Annotated in this window: 19 protein-coding genes; 5 read left to right on the top strand and 14 right to left on the bottom strand. The window is 51.9% G+C overall.

Annotated elements, in window-relative coordinates; all coding sequences use genetic code 11:
* Positions 1-64 precede the first annotated feature (64 nt).
* The 14 genes from porV to FH871_RS17495 form a co-directional block, all read right to left on the bottom strand.
* Positions 65-1,312, bottom strand: a complete 1,248-nt coding sequence (gene porV / locus FH871_RS17560) for a type IX secretion system outer membrane channel protein PorV (RefSeq protein WP_138992712.1) — start codon at positions 1,310-1,312, stop codon at positions 65-67.
* 117 nt (positions 1,313-1,429) lie between these two features.
* The gene (gene porU / locus FH871_RS17555) at positions 1,430-4,759 is read right to left on the bottom strand and encodes a type IX secretion system sortase PorU (protein WP_229317361.1); all 3,330 of its coding nucleotides are present in this window, start codon (positions 4,757-4,759) and stop codon (positions 1,430-1,432) included.
* 73 nt (positions 4,760-4,832) lie between these two features.
* Positions 4,833-5,435 (bottom strand): SprT family zinc-dependent metalloprotease, encoded by a 603-nt coding sequence (locus FH871_RS17550; RefSeq protein ID WP_138992710.1) that lies wholly within the window; start codon positions 5,433-5,435, stop codon positions 4,833-4,835.
* 72 nt (positions 5,436-5,507) lie between these two features.
* Complete coding sequence (locus FH871_RS17545; RefSeq protein WP_229312051.1) at positions 5,508-5,663, bottom strand: hypothetical protein; 156 nt, start codon at positions 5,661-5,663, stop codon at positions 5,508-5,510.
* A gap of 161 nt (positions 5,664-5,824) precedes the next feature.
* Positions 5,825-6,316, bottom strand: a complete 492-nt coding sequence (locus FH871_RS17540) for a GtrA family protein (RefSeq protein WP_138992709.1) — start codon at positions 6,314-6,316, stop codon at positions 5,825-5,827.
* 101 nt (positions 6,317-6,417) lie between these two features.
* On the bottom strand, positions 6,418-7,809 hold the full coding sequence (locus tag FH871_RS17535; protein WP_138992708.1) for an NADH-quinone oxidoreductase subunit N: 1,392 nt from the start codon (positions 7,807-7,809) through the stop codon (positions 6,418-6,420).
* Positions 7,810-7,902: 93 nt separating this feature from the next.
* On the bottom strand, positions 7,903-9,357 hold the full coding sequence (locus tag FH871_RS17530; protein ID WP_138992707.1) for a NuoM family protein: 1,455 nt from the start codon (positions 9,355-9,357) through the stop codon (positions 7,903-7,905).
* A 45-nt stretch (positions 9,358-9,402) separates the two neighbouring features.
* The gene (nuoL, locus tag FH871_RS17525) at positions 9,403-11,340 is read right to left on the bottom strand and encodes an NADH-quinone oxidoreductase subunit L (protein WP_138992706.1); all 1,938 of its coding nucleotides are present in this window, start codon (positions 11,338-11,340) and stop codon (positions 9,403-9,405) included.
* Positions 11,341-11,468: 128 nt separating this feature from the next.
* The gene (gene nuoK / locus FH871_RS17520; protein WP_114404536.1) at positions 11,469-11,816 is read right to left on the bottom strand and encodes an NADH-quinone oxidoreductase subunit NuoK; all 348 of its coding nucleotides are present in this window, start codon (positions 11,814-11,816) and stop codon (positions 11,469-11,471) included.
* Positions 11,817-11,971: 155 nt separating this feature from the next.
* Complete coding sequence (locus FH871_RS17515; RefSeq protein WP_138992705.1) at positions 11,972-12,781, bottom strand: 3'-5' exonuclease; 810 nt, start codon at positions 12,779-12,781, stop codon at positions 11,972-11,974.
* Between the two features lie 108 nt (positions 12,782-12,889).
* Positions 12,890-14,389 (bottom strand): glycerol kinase GlpK, encoded by a 1,500-nt coding sequence (gene glpK, locus FH871_RS17510; RefSeq protein ID WP_138992704.1) that lies wholly within the window; start codon positions 14,387-14,389, stop codon positions 12,890-12,892.
* Positions 14,390-14,782: 393 nt separating this feature from the next.
* Positions 14,783-15,289 (bottom strand): hypothetical protein, encoded by a 507-nt coding sequence (locus FH871_RS17505; RefSeq protein ID WP_138992703.1) that lies wholly within the window; start codon positions 15,287-15,289, stop codon positions 14,783-14,785.
* Positions 15,290-15,304: 15 nt separating this feature from the next.
* On the bottom strand, positions 15,305-16,144 hold the full coding sequence (gene mreC / locus FH871_RS17500; protein WP_138992702.1) for a rod shape-determining protein MreC: 840 nt from the start codon (positions 16,142-16,144) through the stop codon (positions 15,305-15,307).
* Positions 16,145-16,227: 83 nt separating this feature from the next.
* Positions 16,228-17,253 carry a rod shape-determining protein gene (locus FH871_RS17495; RefSeq protein ID WP_114404541.1) on the bottom strand — a complete coding sequence of 342 codons (1,026 nt, stop codon included), beginning with the start codon at positions 17,251-17,253 and terminating at the stop codon, positions 16,228-16,230.
* A 217-nt stretch (positions 17,254-17,470) separates the two neighbouring features.
* Between FH871_RS17495 and FH871_RS17490 the strand changes: the two genes are divergently transcribed.
* From FH871_RS17490 to FH871_RS17475, 5 genes are read left to right on the top strand one after another with little or no spacing between them, the layout of a single operon-like run.
* Positions 17,471-18,973: a GH3 auxin-responsive promoter family protein gene (locus FH871_RS17490; protein ID WP_138992701.1), complete on the top strand. Its 1,503-nt coding sequence runs from the start codon at positions 17,471-17,473 to the stop codon at positions 18,971-18,973.
* Positions 18,974-18,975: 2 nt separating this feature from the next.
* Positions 18,976-19,338, top strand: a complete 363-nt coding sequence (locus FH871_RS17485; protein WP_138992700.1) for a nucleotidyltransferase domain-containing protein — start codon at positions 18,976-18,978, stop codon at positions 19,336-19,338.
* Positions 19,335-19,535, top strand: a complete 201-nt coding sequence (locus tag FH871_RS17480; protein ID WP_138992699.1) for a HEPN domain-containing protein — start codon at positions 19,335-19,337, stop codon at positions 19,533-19,535. The genes FH871_RS17485 and FH871_RS17480 overlap by 4 nt, the downstream gene beginning before the upstream one ends.
* 4 nt (positions 19,536-19,539) lie before the next feature.
* Positions 19,540-19,704, top strand: a complete 165-nt coding sequence (locus FH871_RS33180) for a hypothetical protein (protein ID WP_171062870.1) — start codon at positions 19,540-19,542, stop codon at positions 19,702-19,704.
* On the top strand, positions 19,697-20,866 hold the full coding sequence (locus FH871_RS17475; protein WP_138992698.1) for a 1-deoxy-D-xylulose-5-phosphate reductoisomerase: 1,170 nt from the start codon (positions 19,697-19,699) through the stop codon (positions 20,864-20,866). Before FH871_RS33180 ends, FH871_RS17475 begins: the two co-directional genes overlap by 8 nt.
* The last annotated feature ends 12 nt before the right edge of the window (positions 20,867-20,878 follow it).

Genomic DNA, 20,878 nt, shown 5'->3' with positions numbered 1-20,878 from the left:
CAGGCGGTAAAAAAAGAATGGCACGCCCGAAGGGTGCCATCGTTACAGTTGGAGTTATAGTAGCTTATTCAAGATTGTCTTCGGCATCATCCACTTCGGCCGATTTGGCTTTTTTGTCAATGTCGATGATCAGCGAAATCCGGAACGTTTGCGCCAGCGGACTACCCTGCGTTACCGGAATCAGGTAAGCAAAATCGACACCGTATTTCTGTTGTAGCCGAATGCCCAGACCGGTCGTAAAATATTGCCGACCGCCTTTCAGGCGAGGTTCGTGGTAATAGCCAACACGGGCTGCAAATTGCTCATTATACCAGTATTCGATCCCCGTGGCAATGTTGATTTCCTTCACCTCTTCCGAGAAGCCATCGGGCGCATCGGAGAATGAACCAAAAATGGAGCTGAGGGTTGGCCGGTTCGGATTTTTCCCCTGCGCAATGATAGGGTTGACACCGTTGTACTGAACCACCCCATTGACGGTTTGGTACACCGGCGGAGTAGGCACCATCAACTTGTTCAGGTCGAGAATGAAGTTAAATTTGTTGAATTTATCGGTATACAACGTCAGGGCCGTCCCTAACTTCAGGTTGGTTGGGATGGGCGCGGGTGTAGACGTACCGTAGGTTACTTTACCGCCAATGTTGGAAATGATCCCGCCGAACGCCCATTTAAACCCTTTGCCGGTAATATCGTCCCGAACTTCGTTCTGGTAAAAAGCACTGATGTCGAAAGCCGCCGTCGATGCCGGTTTCAACGAGACACCATTGACGGAATAGTTGCCCGACAGGTTCGAGTTGATGTACCGGAGGTTGACGCCCATCGAGAAGTTCTGAAACAACCGACGGGAATACGAAGCCGTGACGGCATATTCTCTGGAGTTAAATGAACCGGCCGGCTGCCCCAGGATGGTGGTGAAGTCGATGGTTCCCATATCGAAATACATCAGCGAAAGACCGATCACATCGTTCTTGCTCACTTTTTTGTAGCCCGATAAGAACGTAAAATACATATCGTCTACCCCGATACTCCGCAGCCAGGGCGTGTAGGACAACGCCAGCCCCTGATCCTTCTCCGCAAAAACCAGCTTCGCCGGATTCCAGAAAACCGCATTGGCATCGGCACCCAGCGCGGCACCGGCATCCCCCAACCCGGCACTGCGGGCGTCGGGCGTAAAGTTCAGGAACGGCAATGACATTTGAGGAATCCGGTACGCAACCGTGTCCTGTCCCAATAACCCCCCACTAACCTGGGCATTTGAAACAAGCGGAAGTGTCAGGCAACCAAGTAAACAAATTGACGATAAGGTACGTGTCATAAAAGAGGTTTAATTAACTCCCGAATCAGCGCGTTCGTTGGGTAACCAGGGTAAGAACGCCAAATTTACGATGTTTAAGATAGAATATAAAAGGACAATTAGAATATATTTTTATAACTATCTAACGTAGAGCAACTTGCCCGAATGCATGGCCGACGAGCCATCCGACATTGAACGCAAGATAAGCCGATATACATACAAACCGGGTATCACCGCTGCTCCACCCGGCCTGGTTCCGTTCCAGCTTAGTCCGGTAATAGACGCGTTGCAGTTGGAACATTGATCGATTCGTTCGCTCACCGTTCGGCCGCTCAAATCGACGATCAGCAGCGTACTTTCTAACGCATCGCCGGGCCGATTGTGTTGCAAACCGAAGTTCGCCTGTTCCTGAAATGGGTTGGGTGTTACAGCAACCGACCGAATGACCAGGGGCGGTTGTGCGGAAACTACAAAAGTCAACGTTGTTTCCGATGGATTATTGTAAACATCCCACGCTTTTACCTGAACTGTGTACGCACCCGGTGGCAGGTTTGGCCAGTCATAGCGGACCGTCCCGCCCCGCGAATCATCCAGATTGGGGGTGAAATACGAATTCACCACAACCGGCATCCCGTCGTTCAGCCGGACCGTTATTTCGTGACCAATACCATTACGCGCAATATTGATGCCATTTTCGTCATTTAGTTTGGCAATCAGTGTAGTAATCGGTCCAAAAACCGTTCCGCCATCTACAAAAGTCGTATCGTTTATAAACAGACGGATAACGGGCGGCTTCGTATCGGCCACCGGATTCGGGACGCTGTTACCGATTAATAAATTATCGTAACTCCCGGCGGCTTCAACCAGACTATCCGATTGTACAGCATACAGAAACAGTTTTCCCAGACCAACGCGGTAGTCCAGATCTTTCGGCATCACAAACTGACAGACGAACCTGCCATTCTGAACGCGTACCTGACCGGAATACAGCGGGCTCCGGTATTCCGCATAGTTCATAGGTGGGCTGAACTCTGTGCCATTGGTCGTTATGGTGTCCGCTTTATCAAACAGCGTCACTTTTACATACCCATTAAATGGATTCAGAACCGACCGGCCCTGTTGAACTTCGCCTTCCAGCCGAACGGTTTCCAGCGCCCGGAGTGTGTCGGCCTGGTCTCCAACGGTTTTCCCGTTGATGCGGGTCAGCACGGCCTGGGCCGTTGGAAAAGCCAGTTGCATGGACGGATCGCCCAAAAGCGTAAAATTGCGGTTCAGGCTGCCGCTGAGGCTGCCATTTTTAGTCAGCCGAATCAAATCGCCCAGCCGGGGCGCACCGTCGGCGGTATTTTGGGCGAGGGCGTCGTAAAAAGCATTGTTCAACAGATAATTCGTACTGGCGTAAACCGGTCGGGCCGTCGTCAGCAGGGCAATGCTGCCGCCCTGGGGGTTCAGCAAAGCCAGTTCGGCCCCGGACGTCTGCGCCGGATCGTCGTAGCGACCAAACTGGCAGGTGGCCGTGACAAAGATCGGGAGCCGCCGGTTGGTCCAGCCCAGAATGTCCTGCAAGGTTACCACCTGTTCCTCGGCCCAGCCCGACTCGCCCCCGTGGCCCGTATAATTGACAATCAACCGACCGTCGTTTAACGCTTTCGTAATGGCCTGATTCACGAGCGGAGCCTTTTGCCCGCCGGGGCTCGATTCCTGAGCGAAACTGTCCAGATACAGTTTTTCGGTCCGAAACGGCGGTCGTAAGGTCGTTATTTTCTGGGCCAGCCGGTCGGCGTCGGTTTGGTGAATGTTCGGAAAATCGCGGTCGCCATCGTCGGCCACAAAGGAAATCTTCGTCTGCCAGTCGCCCGGCAGTTTTCCCGTGGCCGCATAGCGGATCAGTTTATCGACCACCGTCCGAGCTTCCTCAGCGGATTTCACCGGCAGTCGTCCCACGCCAATGTCCAGCGAATGATCGCCCGAAAAATCTTCTGTCCACTCGCCCTCGGCGGTTTCCAGAAACCCGAAATAGTCGTCGGAACTGTAGCTCAAAACCGGGTGCAGCGACTCCCGGCTTTCGTAAGTTGGCAGCGTAGCCGCCAGTTGAGCCGGGGTCAGCAACTTCGAATAATTTTTGTAATCGAACGTCGCGTCGCCAAACAGCAGCAGGTATTTGAGTTTACCCGGTGTCTGGTTATTCAGGAAACGGGCAAAATCCCGAAGAGCCGTCGGGTCGGGCTGGCCCGATGCAAATTCGTTGTACACTTCCTGCGAACTGACGACCAGCACCGTAAGTTGATCGTTTTTCCGGCGGAAATCGGCCAGCCGTTCGGCCTGTGTTCGCCAGCTTGCCGGGGTAATGATCAGTAAATCGGGCGTTTCGCGGCTTTGCAGGTTCTGGTTGGCAACCGCAACGGCGGTTTCGGGCATGCTTGCCTGTTCCGGCGAAAAAACCAGGTATTCCCGCAGGTGGTTTCCCACGGCCGGCAGGCTTCCCTCCTGCCTGTCATTGAGGGTGACGGGCATCGAAACCGGCAGTTGCCGGTTGGTCACATCCCACACCTGCATCGTCGCGTTGGCCTGCTGAATAACATAGCGGACGGTTGCGGAACGGGCCGATTCCAGCGATCGGAAAAGAAAGGGTTCGTCATACCGGCGAAGGATGCGCCGGGTCTGAAGCGCCAGCGATTGCAGATAGCCCTGCCCGTTTCTGTCGTATGTCAATGCCAGTTTCACCGGACTTTCCAGCGAAGCGGGCATTAGGGTAAACGTCTGACGGTTTTGACGGCCTTTCCGATCATATTGGTAATCCGTTACGCTTTCGATGGCCTGGGTTCCGACGACTTGCGCGCCCCATTTCAACTGAAACTGGGTATTGATCAGCGCACGCCCTACGACATTGGAGGTCACCAGCGCACTCGAGCCGGGTACCATACCGGGCAAATTGAAAGAAACGGTTTTATCGGTTCCAATGCCGAGGTATTCCAGCCACTCCCGGCCCGACCGCACCAGGTTGGTCATTTCCCCTCCGGTTTTGTAAAACGCGTAGTCGTCAAATTCGGTAATTACCGTACCGGTTTGCGGCAACGTAGGCTGAGTGGCAATGCGTTTGCCGGTTTTCTGGCCAAACGTCAGAAAATAATACGTCGTATCGCTGTAGGGATTAATCTGGTGCGAGAGTCGCCGGGAAGTCGAATCGTAAGAAATGGGGTGCGGACTTTCAGCGAAAAAATAGACGACGTCGCTGACGTCGAAACGGCCATCGGTTTCGCCGGTTACCCAAATGGCATTTTCGGTCAGGTCGCGCGGGCGGTCTTTGTGGTTGGCCTGCGGTAAGGCGGCTCCGCCGTTGCCAAAAAGCCGGATCGTGCGCGGGTCGACGGTCGAAACAGGGACGCCCGATTTCGTCAGAAAAGCCGCATCGAGTTTGTAGATACCGGTTTTGGTAATCCCTATTTTCAGCCACGATCCCTCGGCCAATACGGACGGTACCGGTTGCGCCTGCGTAACCAGAGCCCATCCGATTCCAAGCAGCCAAGCAGCCAACCCGCATCTAGTCCGTTTTTTCCACCCAAACATGCGCCCAAATCGATACTCTCAATCCTGTAGTCTTCTCCGTACAAACGACGCGGGTTCGCCGTTTCATGCCCCGGATGTATTCTTTCTGCAAAAAACGAAACGTCTCCCCTTCCGGCATCTCCACCAGCAACTGTTTCCCGGCGGGTTGCTCGTCCATTTCCCGCAACGAACGGGTGAGCGTCGGATGAGCGCCCGTCGAAGCCGCCGGGTTACTCAGATACTGTTTCAATGGAATCAATACGGTTTTGGGGAAAACCGACTCGTGCAACACAGGCTGCATGACTTCCCGGAAGGTTTTTTTCCAGATCGGTCCGTGCGGCTGCCCAAACCGGCGGTAGCGTTGGTAAACCAGCAAATGAGCGACTTCGTGCAGGTAAGTAATCAGAAAAGCGTAGGGATTCAGGTCGCTATTGACGGTAATGGTCAATCCTTTTCCGGGTTCGGCCCGGAAATCGCCCAGCTTCGTACGCCGGGGACGCGACGCAACAAATGTGAAGGGATGGTTTTTCCACAAATCGTAACAATAGGTGACGGCATGGCCCGGCAGGTGTTTTTCAAATAGACGAAGTACTTCCATTCCCACTAAAAACAAAAAAGCCCTATCATAAAGATAAGGCTTTTTCCGTCAGTTCGTTTTCAGATCGTCGGATTACTTCGTCGTATCGGCAGCCGCGCTGTCAGCCGGAGCAGCCGTTGCGCTGTCGGTCGACATCATGCTGCTGTCTGATGACATCGTAGCCGTGCTGTCTGTTGTTGTCGTTTCTTCCGTTTTGGGTTTGCTTTGGCAAGCTGCGAAGGTAAGCATGCTACCTACGAACAGAAGTGCGAATACTTTTTTCATTGCGTCTCGGGGCGTTTAAGGTTTGAGTCTCAAATTTAACATAAAATCAAAAAATACAATAACATCCTGCCTCTCAACTGGTAAAATATAGGATAGGCTTCTAAATATCACATTACATATGGTATTTATTCTGTACTGCGACTGGATCGGGCTTTGAATCGGTCATACATGCCGGTGCTGCGAAAAGTCAACAGTTTATGTCCGAAATAATTGGCCAGAAAGCTGAATCCCATTCCGACGACGTGTGAGCTTTTTTCGCGCCAGAATAATGATACGGTCGGGAAGTGCGGATTGGCGACCCATTTCAGCGTTGCAACCGCCATGCCCACCTGCACCCCCCAGGCAACCAGCGCAATCACCAGAAACTTGACAACTTCACGACCCGTATTGCCGGTTTCCCGCGCCGAAAAAGCATAATTCTTGGTGGGGAGAAAGCTGACCACCGTGGCTGTCAGGTAGCCTAATAAAACGCTGGTATCGAAATTGAAGACTTTTCGATAGAAAATCTGGGAGACGAAGTTGACCGTGGCTCCTAAAAGCGCCGTTAAAAAGAATGTAAAAAAGCTTTTCCCTTTTACTTCCTGGATTTTAGGTTGGCTGTTATTCACACTGATCACCTGGTGCAGGGGAATTTAGTTGTTTGAGAACTCAAAGGTAAAAAACTACCCGAATTACACCTGTATCGGTGAGAAGTTTATGAGCCAACGGTTGACAGGCCCTACATCAAATTCTGAAATAAACCGGGCACCAGCCCCAGAATGATCGTGATGGCCGTGGCCGCGATCAACACAAACCGGTAGAACGGAGCCACCTGAATGTAGGTCGATGACCCTTCCCGGAAATACATGGCGATCACCACCCGGAAGTAGTAATAAATCCCCACTGCCGACATCAAAACCGCCAGTACCAGAATCCAGACCATGCCTTTGTCGATTGCCGCCGAGAAAACCATAAATTTCCCCCAGAAACCGGCCGTCAGCGGAATACCGGCCAATGATAACATGGAAACCGCCAGAATGAACGCCAGCAAGGGGTTCTGACGCGATAGTCCGTTGAAAGCCGAGTACGTATCGTCGGGGCGTCCGTCGGAAACGCGCTGTTTAGCCACCACCAGCAGAATGCCAAAGGCCGCAATGGTGGCGACGGAATAGGCCAATGAATAAAACACCAATGCCTGCTTCGATTGTTGCCCTAAAGCCGCCAACCCGATCAGCAGATAGCCCGCGTGGGAAATGCTCGAATAGGCCATCATCCGTTTAAAGCTGTCTTGGTAGGCCGCCGTCAGGTTTCCGATCAGCAGGGTCAGCCCCGTAATAACCGCCAGTGTGATCCACCAGAAACCGTAAATGGCCCCGAAAGCGACCGACAGCAACTGGAGCAAAGCCGCAAAACCGGCGGTTTTGACGACTGTCGACATGAAAGCGGTAAACAAAGTCGGTGCGCCTTCGTAAACGTCGGGCGTCCAGAAGTGAAACGGGGCCGCTGATACTTTAAACAGCATCCCGATCAGCACCAGCAATACGCCCATGTACAGCAGCAGCGAAGGACGGCCCTGCGCCAGCGCGATGTAGCCTTTGATGTCGGTCAGCGTGAATGAACCGGCCGCGCCGTACAACAACGCCATGCCAAAAAGCATGATGCCGGTGGCAAAAGACCCCATCAGAAAATACTTCAGGGCCGCTTCGTTGGAACGCAGATTCCGCTTGTCGCTACCCGTCAGGACGTACATGGAGACCGACAGAATTTCGACGCCGACAAAGAGCATAATCAGGTTCTCGTAGGCGATCATCATGATGGCACCGACGATGGAAAACAACAGAATGGCATAATATTCAGCCGGTTGAGCAGCTTCATCGTCCAGAAAATCACCGGAAAGGGCAACGACCATAAAGGCCGAAACCAGCACGATGCCCGTGAATAAAATCGCCGTGTTGCTGACCAGCAACATGTCGCCGAAATACAGATACGATTTATTCCACTCCAGAAACCCGGCTCCGAGGGCAATCAGGATAAAAAATAAAGTCGCCGGTAACAGAACCGCCCGGGACTTCAGAAAGCCCAGGTACAAGAGTACGATTCCAAATACAGACAGCAGTATAATCGAAAGCATAGTTGAAGTCGTTTGAGGTATCAGGTTTAAAGTTTAGCGTTTAGTCTGTTATTGAGATGATCGATCTTTAAACATTAAACTTTAAACGTCAAACTATTTTATAAACTGTAACAGATTCGCGACGGCCGGTTCGGTCAGTTTCAAAAACGAGTTGGGAACCAGTCCAATCCAGAAAACCATGATGCAAAGCGGAATGAACACCCAGCTTTCGCTTCCGGAAACGTCTTTGAAACCGGTCGTTATATCCGTGGTTTTGCCAAACATGGCCTTTTGGAACAACCGCAGCATGTAAACCGCCCCGAAAATGATGGTCAGACCGGCAATGGCACCCAGAATGTTGTTGTATTCGAACACACCGGCCAGCAGCAAAAACTCACCGACAAAACCGTTCGTCAGCGGCAGGGCCACACTGCCCAGCAACAGAATCATGAAATAAACCGTCAGTTTCGGTGTATAGCGGGTAATGCCGCCCATTTGGTCGAGCAGCCGGGTGTTGGTGCGCGACGCGATGATATCGGCCACGAAAAACATCCCGACGACGTTGATTCCGTGCGCCAGCATTTGCACCAGCGCACCCTGAATACCGTAAGAAGTCTGCGAGAAAACCCCGGCGGCCATTAAACCGACGTGCGAAAAGGATGAATAGGCAATCAGCCGCTTGATGTCGCGCTGGCGAATGGCGATGATTGCGCCATAGACAATCCCGATCACGGAAAGAACGATGGCCGTGGTTCCCCAGAGGTTGACGCCTTCGGGAACAATCGGTAACAAAAGACGAATGACGCCATAAACCCCCATTTTCAGCATAATACCGGCCAGCAGCATGGTGGCGGGTGTTGGTGATTCGACGTAGGTATCGGGTTGCCAGGTATGGAAGGGGAAAACCGGCATTTTGATAGCAAAGGCAATGAAAAAGGCCCAGAAAATCCAGGTTTGCTCGGTTGCGCTCAGCGTCAGGTTATACAGATCCGTAATCGCCGACGAATGCAGACCGGCTGCGGTCGACGTCTTGAAGTACAGATAAACCAGCGCCACCAGCATGAAAAGGCTCCCGAAAATTGTGTACACGAAGAACTTAAACGTGACCGCGATCCGGTTTTCGCCACCCCAGGAAGCAGCCAGGAAGTAAATCGGTATCAGAGCCGCTTCAAAATACAGGTAGAACAAAAACGCATCCCGCGCCGTGAAAACCCCCATCAGGGCGGCTTGCATGAACAGAATCAGGGCGTAAAAAACCGCCGGACGTTCGTAGGTATGGCGAAAAGCCGATAAAATGATCAGGGGAGTCAGGAGGCCGGTCAGCACCACCAGCAACAGACTGACGCCGTCGATCCCGGCACTGAAGCGAATGCTGCCCGCGGCAATCCACGGATAATCGAAGGCGAATTGCGACGTTGCGTCGGGAACAAAACTAAAAAAAGCGTAACCCGACAAGCCCAGTTCGACCAGAGCGCCCAGAAAAGCGATTTGTTTGGCCTGTTTCCCTCCAACAGCCAGCACCAGCAGGGCCGCCAGAATCGGAAAGAGCAGAATAGAAAGTGTAAGCATCTACTAGTTGTATGATAAGTGACTGTTGACCAATCCGCCCATGCACTAAAACTTGATAAAAAACCGCAGCCACAGAATGGTGGCAATGCTAACGACCATCGCGAAAAGGTAAAACCCAATTGAACCGGTCTGCATTTTCCGCAACTGCCCCGACGTTTGTTTGACGCCCCAGCCGAGGCCGTTGACGACGCCGTCGATAAGAAACTCACCGAAACTATAGAAGGCATCCGACAACCCACGGGTTGGTTTCACAATGATAGTTTCGTACAGTTCGTCAATGTAATATTTGTTATACAGCACTTTTTCGACCACCGGGCGGTCGACTGTATCCGGCTCGGGCATCGTAACCCGCTGGATATACAGAACGTAAGCCACCACCAGCGACAAAATAGCAACGCCCGACGAAATTCCCATCAGCATGTATTCTTCGCTGTGGGTCAGCAGGGTTTCGTTAAACGCTTCGGGTCTTACTTTGTGCGATAATTCAAAAATCGGGTTCAGGAATTCCGCCAGATGAGCGCTGCCGCCCAGGGCTTCCGGCACGTTGAAGAAACCGCCGATAACCGACAGAACCGCCAGTACCAGCAACGGAACCGTCATCGTGGCGGGAGATTCGTGCAGATGTTCACGGGTGTGTTCCGTGCCGCGGAACCGTCCGAAAAACGTCAGGAACAGCAGTCGGAACATGTAGAACGAGGTCATGGCCGAGCCGATCACACCCAGAATCCAGAGGAATTTGTTGTGCTCATAGACGTGCATCAGAATTTCGTCTTTGGAGAAGAAACCGGCGAACGGCGGAATACCGGAAATGGCAATGGTGGCAATCAGGAAGGTCCAGTAGGTAACCGGCAGGTATTTCCGCAAACCGCCCATTTTCCGGATGTCCTGCTCATCGGCCATCGCGTGGATCACGCTACCGGCACCGAGGAACAGCAAAGCTTTGAAGAAGGCGTGGGTCATGACGTGGAACATGCCGGAGGTGTACCCCATCACACTCAATCCCAGGAACATATATCCCAACTGGCTGACCGTGGAGTAGGCCAGTACTTTCTTGATGTCGTTTTGAACCAGACCAATCGACGCGGCCAGCAAAGCCGTGGCGATGGCAATACCGCCCATGATTTCGAGCGTAATCGGCGATAGCGTGTAGAGAACATTCGAGCGAACGACCATGTAGATGCCCGCCGTCACCATCGTGGCTGCGTGGATCAAAGCCGAAACCGGCGTTGGCCCGGCCATAGCGTCGGGAAGCCAGGTATAGAGCGGAATCTGCGCTGATTTCCCCATGGCTCCGACAAACAGCAGCATCGTGATGGCGACGACCGTGGGATCGCTGACGGGAAAACCGGCCGCCTGTTCGAACACTTCGAGGTATTCGACGGTGCCGAACGCGCCCATGATCATGAAAATACCGAGCAGGAAACCGAGGTCCCCGATGCGGTTCATGACGAAGGCTTTCCGGGCCGCGTTGTTGTAACTCGTATTTTTATTCCAGAAACCGATCAGCAGGTACGAGCAAAGCCCGACGCCTTCCCAGCCAATAAACATGACGACGTAATTGGACCCCATCACCAGCAGGAGCATGAAGAACAAAAACAGGTTCAGGAAAGCCATAAACTTTCCGTAGCCGTCGTCGTGTTTCATGTAGCCGATGGAATAAATGTGGATCAAGGATCCGACACCGGTCACAATCAGCAACATGATCAGCGAAAGCTGGTCGATCTGGAACGAAAACGGAATGTTGAAGTGGCCGACCGTGATCCAGTCGAACAAAACCGTTCGAATGGGGGCGGCATTCCCTAGTTCAGAAATGGTGGTAAAACCGTCGAACACCAGCAGTACACAGGCAAAAGCGGCCAGCGGCCCCAGGGCACCAATGATTCCGACCAGACTGGCAGGCACCTTCCGAAAACCAATTCCATTGATAATGAATCCGATTAAAGGCAACAGCGGAATCAAGAGTATCAGTAAATCCGTCTGCATTTCTTAGAGCTATAGCGTTATTTTGAATGATGAATGATGAGTTATAAATGATGAATTACAACGGGAAACCTGGCGGTGATGAATTCAACTCATTCATCATCCATCGTTCATAATTCATCATTAACTACTTACCACTTGAGTTTATTGAGCAAGCCGACGTCAATTGAACGGGTATTGCGGTAAATCATCACGATGATGGCGAGCCCAATGGCTACTTCGGCCGCAGCAACTGCCATGATGAAAAAGACAAAAACCTGACCGGTAGGATCGGCCCGGTAGGATGAGAAAGCAATGAGCATCAGATTGACGGAGTTGAGCATCAGCTCAATCGACATGAAAATGATGATGGCATTTCGCCGGGTCAATACACCGATAATGCCGATGACAAACAGCGCCGTGCTAATGATGAGGTAGTATTTCAAGTCGATCAGTTGGATCACTTCGGGTACTTGAATCGGCACTTGGGTTGGCTGCATACGACTCTGAAGTTCGATTACTACTGGTTAAGGCCTTGTTCCGGTTCTGGGTGAGCAGCGGAGAAGACCCGGCAAAGTTAAGTAATATTCCCGCTTACTCAAATGGTTTGGGAATTTGGAATGAGTACAGGTTACCGGACGGTTTGCTTCCGCGATTACCGTTTGTTAAACATCCGCAGTTTGATCTCCGTCAGTTTCCGTTTGGTATCGAGCGGAAATTCACTCTTCAGAATCCAGTCGTAGAAAGACGGTTCTTTTTGCAGGACATCGACCACCAGCGTGCCTTTGTGCTTGCCAAAATTGACTACTTCCTTACCTTCCTTGTTGTAGACCATATGCCCCCGCAAATCGACGTTGTTGTTCAGCATCAGCTTGTTAAGAACATCCACATCATTGCCAATGATGATTTCGTTGCCTTTTTCGTCGTTGACAATGGCACCATCGTAGCGAACCACCATCGACTCCAGGACTTCAAATGTGGCAACAGTATCGGCTTCTGCGCTGTGGGCGTTGATCAGGTCTTTGCCACAATAAAACTTGTAGGCGGCTTTCAGCGTACGCGGTTCCATCATGTGAAAAATCCGCTGAACATCAATCAGACGCCGGTTTTTGAGGTCAAAATCGACATTGGCGCGCAAAAATTCTTCCACTAACAGGGGTATATCGAAGCGATTGCAGTTGTAACCACCCAAATCACAGCCGTCCAGAAACTGGGCCATGGAGCGCGCTACGGTTTTGAAGGTTGGTTCGTCTTTTATATCCTCGTCGTAAATACCGTGAATCAGACTGGTTTCGATCGGGATGGGAATCGTGGGATTGATGCGTTGGGTTTTGATGACCACCTCGCCGTTGGGAAGTGCCTTGGCAATACTGATTTCAACAATCCGGTCTTTCATCGGGTCAATGCCCGTGGTTTCCAGATCGAAGAAAGCCAGTGGTTTTTTAAGAATGAGCGTATGCGTCATAGCCGGTTTACGTACGTGTACGGGATGTACGGCTGCAAAAATACGCAGGAGTATGGTCTCCGCCCTCCTGTAGTCACCGAATTAATTCAATGACTACAGGAAGACCGGTTAATTTTCCCAGCCAAACGAGCGTTCAACGGCTTTTTGCCAACCGCGATAAAACCGTTGCTGATCGGCTTCGGCCATCTGGGGTTCGAAAGTCCGGTCGACGCCCCAGTTCTGGCGCAGGTCGTCAAAATTGCTCCAGTAGCCCACCGCCAGACCGGCGGCATAGGCCGCGCCCAAAGCGGTCGTCTCCGTCATTTTCGGACGAATCACCGGCACACCGAGCATATCCGCCTGAAACTGCATCAGCAACGCATTGACCGTCATGCCGCCATCGACCCGCAACGAACTCAGTTCAATACCGGCGTCTTTTTCCATTGCCTGCACCACGTCCAGCGTCTGATAGGCCGTAGCTTCCAAAACCGCCCGCGCGAGGTGGGCTTTGGTCACGTATCGTGTCAAACCGGCGATGACACCCCGCGCGTCGGCTTTCCAGTAGGGCGCATATAAGCCCGAGAAAGCCGGAACGAAATACGCCCCGCCGTTGTCGGCCACGGTTCTCGCCAAGCTATCGACCTCGGCGCTGGTCGAAATCAGGCCGAGGTTATCGCGCAGCCACTGAACCAGTGCCCCGGCAATGGCCACGCTGCCTTCCAGGGCATAGTGAACCGGCTGGTCGCCAAACCGGTAGGCTACCGTCGTCAGCAAACCACAGGTCGAATGGCGCAGTTCGGTGCCGGTGTTCATGAGTAAAAAACAGCCGGTTCCGTAGGTATTTTTGGCCTGTCCCGGTTCAAAACACGTCTGCCCCACCAAAGCCGCCTGCTGGTCGCCCAGAATACCGGCAATGGGAACGCCCGGCAACACTTCCGACGTCACGGTGCCGTAGACCTCGCTGCTCGACCGGATTTGCGGCAGCATTGCCCGTGGAATGTCGAAGGCTTCCAGCAAGGCATCGTCCCACTCCAGCGTTTCCAGGTTCATCAACTGGGTCCGGCTGGCGTTGGTCACATCGGTAATGTGCTGTCCGTTGTAAATACCGCCCGTCAGATGCCAGATCAGGAACGTGTCCATATTGCCAAACAATGCCAGACCGCGCTCCGCATCATCACGCACCTCCGGTACGTTGTCCAGTATCCACTTGATTTTCAAACTACTGAAATACGTGGCCATCGGCAATCCGGTGGCCACCCGAAACCGATCCTGCCCGGCTTCTTCTGAATAGCTGGCCACCAGATCGCCGGTGCGGGTGTCTTGCCAGACGAGGGCGTTGTAATACGGTTTTCCGGTTTTCCGGTTCCAGACCACGGTGGTTTCACGCTGATTCGTGATTCCGACGGCGGCAATGTCGCTGGCCTGAAGCTGGGCATTGATACGGGCCCGTGCGATGACCTCCTGCGTGTTTCGCCAGATTTCCTCCGGATCGTGTTCTACCCAGCCGGGTTGCGGATAAATCTGGGAATGTTCTTTCTGTCCGATGGAGACAATGTTGCCCTGGCGATCAAAAACGATGCAACGGGTGCTGGTGGTGCCCTGGTCGATGGCGGCTATGTAGGTGGGCATAAGGGGTTGGAATTCGGCTGATTTTAGGAATGATGCTGCAAAAAAGCCGTAATATAGGAATTTATCGCTATCGAATAGGATTTCGATCGATCTCAATGAAAAGCCAAATAGAAATAGCGGAGCTACTTATCCCGCAGGGATTGAACAGCGTAGCATCGGTAGTAGAATGGTCTTCTATTCTTTCGCGTGCCGTCAGGCACGCAACGATTCGCAGCAACCCAACGGTCGCGTACCTCACGGCACGCGGGAGCAGGTCGGAATTCTGGACTACCGACGCTGCGCTTTTGAGCCCCTACTGGGGCAAAATTTAGCTTGGTTATCCAATAACTTTAAATCACTTTCCTATCCATTTCTGCACACAAACCATACTGTAATGACCCAGAAGCCAGAGAATTAATTCCGAGAAAAATACTGCACCAGCATGATGGTGACGGAGGTAAATACCGTACTGGCGATAATTTTTACCATAGCTGGCAGAAAAAGGAGGACGTTATTGGCTTCGATCAGGAAGAGTGCGAAGTGGTGGATGAAGGTGAGCATCAGGACGTAATAAAAGAAATTGCGCGAACCCATTTCATGAATCGAAAAGACAATCCGGCTGTCAAAGCCCCGCTGGGCCGCCTGAAACCGCACCACCGCCGGTCGAACGTAAGCCATCAATACCGTTGCGGCCGCGTGCATCCCCAACGTGTTGTAAAACGTATCGACGATAATTCCGACCCCAAAAGCCGTCAGTAACGTAGCCGACAGACTCATTTCGGCGGGCAATAGCAAAATACAGGCCACGTAAACAAAACAAAACGCCACATCGAACAGCACCAGATTCCGCACAATCAGAATCTGGAGAGCCAGGTACAACACAAACAGGAAAATGATGTTCAGTATTTCGCGTAACGTCATGGGTTTGTGTTGACTTTATCTCCGTTCCGGTTCGGTGGTTTCTTCCAGTTTTTCCTGCTCGCCCTGCAATTTATTCTCGACAACGTAAACGAAAGACAGGTTATTAAAATCCGTCCCCACGGACAGGGTGACATCGTGGAAGGTCTGATTGGGCATTTCGCCAACCCGGATGACACGGCCCACCAGAAGCCCCGACGGGAAAATGGCGTTGTATTCCGACGTGACCACCGAATCGCCCCGATACATTTTCGTGTTGCGCGAAATGTCCAGCATTTTCATCCGGGTCGGGTTGATGCCATCCCATTTAACGGTCCCGATGACCCCGGCTTTCACCAGTTTGGAGGAAACCATGTAATCCGAATGCAGGATGGAAGTCACAATCGAAAGGTGTTCGGAGCAAATCTTGACCTTACCGACGACGCCGGTGGGCGAAATCACCCCCATGCCGGGTTTGATGCCATCGGCGGTGCCTTTGTCCAGCGTAATATAATTGTTGGGGTGCTGCGTGGTGTTGTTGATCACCCGGGCCACTCGGTACTGAAACCGGGTGGCGAAAATCGAATCCGTCTGGTAGCTGGTGGGAGCCTGCGGTTTTTGCTGCTGAAGTTGGGTAACGAGCGTATTGAGCCGCCGGTTTTCTTCGGCCAGATCGGTGTTGACCTGCCGCAGCCGGGCATATTCCTGCGCCTTGTTCGACCAGTCCAGAATTTTGGCCGCGTAATAATTGGAGGTATTGAAATACCGAACGCTCCAGTAGTTATTGGTATTGATTATAAAATAAAAGCTCAGCACCTCGAGCAGAACAAACAAAATGATGTTCCGGCTTCGGACGATGAACTGAAATAACTCAAACATGAGCTAAAAATGATGAATGATGAACGATGAATGATGAACGATTATAATAGACATCATTCATCGTTCATCATTCATCATTTTTATTAGCTAATTAGGACGGATTTGTACATGTCGAGGTTTTTGATGACCTCGCCGGTTCCTTTCACGACGGCTTTCAGCGGATCGTCGGCCACGTGGATCGGCAGCTTGGTTTTGGCACCGATCCGCTTGTCGAGACCGTGCAGCAATGCGCCACCGCCCGTCAGGTGAATTCCGTTCGTATAAATATCGGCGGACAATTCCGGTGGCGAAATTTCCAGCGCCTTCATCACGGCTTCTTCAATCTTCGAAATCGATTTATCGAGGGCGTAGGCAATTTCGCTGTAGGTCACCTTGATTTCTTTCGGAATCCCGGTCATCAGGTCGCGGCCCCGAATTTCGTAGTCAGCCGGTGGGTTGTCGAGTTCGGGCAGAGCCGAGCCCACTTCCATCTTGATTTGTTCCGCCGAACGCTCGCCAATCAGCAGGTTGTGTTCCCGGCGCATGTAATCGACAATGTCGCGCGTAAAAACATCACCGGCAATCCGGATCGACTGTTCGCAGACGATTCCCGACAGGGCAATAACCGCAATTTCTGTGGTGCCTCCGCCGATGTCGACAATCATCGTTCCGTTCGGTTGGGTAATATCGATCCCGATTCCGATGGCGGCCGCAATCGGTTCGTGGACCATGTACACTTCTTTGGCGCCGGCGTGTTCGGCAGAGTCCTTGACGGCCCGCTTCTCCACTTCTGTGATACCAGACGGAATGCAGATCACCATCCGGTGGGAGGGTGAAAACAGCCGGTTGCCCGTATCGATCATCTTAATCAACCCGCGAATCATCAGCTCAGCGGCCGTAAAGTCGGCGATGACACCGTCTTTAAGCGGGCGGATTGTTTTGATATTCTCGTTCGTCTTTTCGTGCATTTGCATCGCCTTGTGACCAATCGCCAGGACTTTCCCATTAATTTTGTCCATAGCGATGATCGAAGGCTCATCCACCACAATCCGGTCTTTGTGAATAATCAGCGTATTGGCGGTACCGAGGTCAATCGCAATATCGCTTGAAAGAAAGTTAAATAGTGCCATTCGTTATTTTCGTGCAAGCACGGTGTAGCTCCTGTTTTTGGAGGTGCAAAAATATAGATAATTCGAGACAACTATCGCTAAATAATTGGATTTTTATTATTTTTTATCCATAAGGGTTGTTTACTAAAAAAACAACGGTTTGGAACACCAGGCCGGGTTGTTCAGAATATCATTCCGCCGGGATACATTAGCGTAAAACTGTTACCTTTGCGGGGCTATGGGAATCCGATCAGTATTGAGCAAGCCACTGGCGCAGTTTGTCGTACAGCGGCAACAGGAGTGGATGCACCGGCCGGGCGAGACGCAGCAACGGTGGTTTCAGGCCCTGGTCGAGGGGGCTAAAAATACCGCTTTTGGCCGCGATCACCGGTTTAAAGACATTAACTCCTATCCCGAATTTCGGCAGGCTGTTCCCATCCGCGACTACGAAGACCTCAAACCGTATATCGAGCGGATTCTGGCCGGTGAATCGGATGTGTTGTGGAAAGGCAAGCCGGTGTATATGGCCAAAACGTCCGGAACCACCTCCGGCACGAAGTATATCCCGATTACCAGAGAGTCGATCCCCAACCACATCAACTCGGCCCGCGACGCGCTGCTGAACTACATCCACGAAACCGGAAAGTCGGCTTTTCTGGACAAGAAGCTGATTTTTCTGTCGGGCAGCCCGGAGCTGGTCGTCAAAAACGGCATCAACATCGGGCGGCTTTCCGGTATTTCGAACCACCACGTTCCAGCCTACCTGCGCACCAACCAGTTGCCGTCGTACGAAACCAACACCATCGAGGACTGGGAAACCAAACTGGAAAAGATCATCGACGAAACGCTGACGCAGCCGATGTCGCTGATTTCGGGCATTCCGCCCTGGGTGCAGATGTATTTTGATCGCATTCAAGCGCGAACCGGCAAGAAGATCAAAGACGTTTTTCCCGACTTTTCGCTGTTTGTCTACGGGGGTGTCAACTTCGAACCCTACCGGGCGAAATTGTACGAATCCATTGGCAAGAAAATCGATAGCATCGAAACCTACCCGGCTTCGGAGGGCTTCATTGCCTACCAGGATACGCAAACGGAAGAAGGGCTGCTGATGATGCTGAACAGCGGGATTTTCTTCGAATTTATCCCGGCTGAAGACTATTTTTCCAAAAACCCGCGTCGGTTGACCATTGAGCAGGTCGAGTTGGGCAAGAATTACGCCGTGGTCATTCACAACAACGCCGGTTTGTGGGGCTATTCGCTGGGCGATACTGTTAAGTTTGTCTCGAACGACCCATATCGGCTGCTGGTAACGGGGCGCATCAAGCACTTCATCTCGGCCTTTGGCGAACACGTTATTGGTGAGGAAGTTGAAAAAGCCCTGTACTACGCGATGGAGCAACACCCCGAAACGGAAGTGGTCGAGTTCACCGTGGCCCCCATGGTTTCGCCCCGCGAAGGACTGCCCTACCACGAGTGGTTTGTTGAATTTGCGACGCCACCGCATGATGCTGAAGCCTTCGTCCGCGACCTCGACCGCCGATTGACCGAACTCAACGTGTATTACAAAGATCTGATTTCGGGCAGTATCCTGCGTCCGCTGAAGCTGACGGTTTTGCCCCGCGAAACGTTCCGGAATTACATGAAGTCGCAGGGCAAGCTGGGCGGTCAGAACAAAGTACCCCGGTTATCGAACGACCGGGTGATCGGGGAAGGGTTGTTACAGACGATGCAAACGGTGTAGAGATGGAAACAAGCATTAATCCTGCCGACCATTTGGCAACCCTTCCAGACCCTATTCAGTCCCTTATCAAGGCAGTGAAATCAAGGCTGGAAACCTGGTATAAAAGTCGGCTTGATCGAATTATTTTATATGGTTCTTATGCGCGTGGCGATTACCATGAGGAATCTGACATTGATCTACTTATCATATTGAAAGACAAAAATGTATCAAGATTACAAGAGATCAATGACCTTGTTGCCTTAAAATATGATTTGATGATCAGCAACAACATACTATTGTCGACAAAGGCCGTTACTGAAAGCGATTATAAAAATAGACCAAACGCGATCTATTATTTTATCAAACGTGAGGGCATTGTATTATGAAAGATGCCATCCGGTTACGAATTAAGAATTTGGCCGCTACAAAATCAAATCTTGAGGATGGGTTCTTTGGAGTCGCTGTCAATCGAGCTTATTACGCTATGTTTTGCGCTACCCAAGCCTTGCTGCTAATTCATGGTTTACACGTTAAAACTCACAAAGGAATGCATGTAAAGTTTGGAGAGCTTTATATTTCCTAAGGAAATGGCGACGTTGTTGACTGCTACCGAAGATTTGCGGATAGAAGCCGATTATGATTTTGACGAAACGATAACGCATGAAGAAGCCTCCATTGGCTTTCAGAATGCAACTTTTTTTGTCAATAAAGTTAGAGAATATCTACGTTCACAAGATTTACTGGATGACTAACCCCAAACGCCATATTGCCATTCTGGGCTCCACCGGCTCCATCGGAACGCAAACGATCGACGTGATTCGCGCCCATCCCGATGCGTTCGAAGTCGAAGTGCTCGTGGCCAACAACAATGCCGAACTGCTGATCGAACAGGCCGCGCTGGTGCGTCCTAACGTGGTGGTGATCTGCAACGAAGACCGCTACGATCAGGTGTTTTCGGCCCTCGATCCGCTGGGCATCAAGGTCTATGCCGGTGCCAAAGCCGTGTCGTCGGTGGTGCAGATGGAACGCATCGACATCGTGCTGACGGCCATGGTGGGTTACGCCGGTTTGCTGCCCACCATCAAGGCCATCGAAGCCGGGAAGCACATTGCCCTGGCCAACAAGGAAACCCTCGTGGTGGCCGGCGAACTGATTACCAAACTCGCGCAGGAAAAAGGCGTCAACATTCTCCCTGTCGATTCGGAGCATTCGGCCATTTTTCAGTGCCTGGCCGGTGAATTGCATAATCCGATCGAGAAGATCATTCTGACCGCTTCGGGCGGGCCGTTCCGGGGAAAAACGCGGGAATTTCTGAAAACCGTTACCAAAGCCCAGGCACTAAAACACCCGAACTGGACGATGGGGGCCAAAATTACCATCGACTCGGCCACGCTCATGAACAAGGGGCTGGAGGTGATCGAAGCCCGGTGGCTGTTTGGGCTGGAACCGTCGCAGATTGAGGTAGTGGTTCATCCGCAGAGCATCATTCATTCAATGGTGCAGTTTCAGGATGGCAGCATCAAAGCGCAGATGGGTTTGCCCGACATGCGACTGCCGATTCAATGCGCGCTGGCGTACCCCTACCGGCTCCCGTCCGATTTTCCGCGCTTCGACTTCCTCCAGTATCCGTCCCTCACATTCGAACAGGCTGATCTTGAAACATTTCGTAACTTGCAACTCGCTTTTGACGCGCTCGGACGGGGTGGCAACGTTCCCTGCATCGTCAACGCGGCCAATGAGGTAGCCGTAGAAGCGTTTTTGCACGACGAAATCGGGTTTCTGGAAATCTCCGAAATCATTGAAGAAGGCATGCAGAAAGTGGCATACGTGGCCCAGCCAACCTACGAAGACTACGTTCGGACGGATGAAGAAACCCGGCGCATTGCCACCGCCCGAATTAAAAGTTTCGTTTAATTGTTTCCCGAT

The organism is Larkinella sp. C7 (assembly GCF_006149005.1).
Lineage (GTDB): Bacteria > Bacteroidota > Bacteroidia > Cytophagales > Spirosomataceae > Larkinella.
This window is presented reverse-complemented; position numbering and strand designations above follow the sequence as displayed.

What these genes read in the sequence shown, in the direction of transcription:
- porV (WP_138992712.1), bottom strand. Translation starts at nt 1,312, where the DNA reads ATGACACGTACCTTATCGTCAATTTGTTTACTTGGTTGCCTGACACTT.
- FH871_RS17550 (WP_138992710.1), bottom strand. Translation starts at nt 5,435, where the DNA reads ATGGAAGTACTTCGTCTATTTGAAAAACACCTGCCGGGCCATGCCGTC.
- FH871_RS17545 (WP_229312051.1), bottom strand. Translation starts at nt 5,663, where the DNA reads ATGCTTACCTTCGCAGCTTGCCAAAGCAAACCCAAAACGGAAGAAACG.
- FH871_RS17535 (WP_138992708.1), bottom strand. Translation starts at nt 7,809, where the DNA reads ATGCTTTCGATTATACTGCTGTCTGTATTTGGAATCGTACTCTTGTAC.
- FH871_RS17530 (WP_138992707.1), bottom strand. Translation starts at nt 9,357, where the DNA reads ATGCTTACACTTTCTATTCTGCTCTTTCCGATTCTGGCGGCCCTGCTG.
- nuoL (WP_138992706.1), bottom strand. Translation starts at nt 11,340, where the DNA reads ATGCAGACGGATTTACTGATACTCTTGATTCCGCTGTTGCCTTTAATC.
- nuoK (WP_114404536.1), bottom strand. Translation starts at nt 11,816, where the DNA reads ATGCAGCCAACCCAAGTGCCGATTCAAGTACCCGAAGTGATCCAACTG.
- FH871_RS17515 (WP_138992705.1), bottom strand. Translation starts at nt 12,781, where the DNA reads ATGACGCATACGCTCATTCTTAAAAAACCACTGGCTTTCTTCGATCTG.
- glpK (WP_138992704.1), bottom strand. Translation starts at nt 14,389, where the DNA reads ATGCCCACCTACATAGCCGCCATCGACCAGGGCACCACCAGCACCCGT.
- FH871_RS17505 (WP_138992703.1), bottom strand. Translation starts at nt 15,289, where the DNA reads ATGACGTTACGCGAAATACTGAACATCATTTTCCTGTTTGTGTTGTAC.
- mreC (WP_138992702.1), bottom strand. Translation starts at nt 16,144, where the DNA reads ATGTTTGAGTTATTTCAGTTCATCGTCCGAAGCCGGAACATCATTTTG.
- FH871_RS17495 (WP_114404541.1), bottom strand. Translation starts at nt 17,253, where the DNA reads ATGGCACTATTTAACTTTCTTTCAAGCGATATTGCGATTGACCTCGGT.
- FH871_RS17490 (WP_138992701.1), top strand. Translation starts at nt 17,471, where the DNA reads ATGGGAATCCGATCAGTATTGAGCAAGCCACTGGCGCAGTTTGTCGTA.
- FH871_RS17485 (WP_138992700.1), top strand. Translation starts at nt 18,976, where the DNA reads ATGGAAACAAGCATTAATCCTGCCGACCATTTGGCAACCCTTCCAGAC.
- FH871_RS17480 (WP_138992699.1), top strand. Translation starts at nt 19,335, where the DNA reads ATGAAAGATGCCATCCGGTTACGAATTAAGAATTTGGCCGCTACAAAA.
- FH871_RS33180 (WP_171062870.1), top strand. Translation starts at nt 19,540, where the DNA reads ATGGCGACGTTGTTGACTGCTACCGAAGATTTGCGGATAGAAGCCGAT.
- FH871_RS17475 (WP_138992698.1), top strand. Translation starts at nt 19,697, where the DNA reads ATGACTAACCCCAAACGCCATATTGCCATTCTGGGCTCCACCGGCTCC.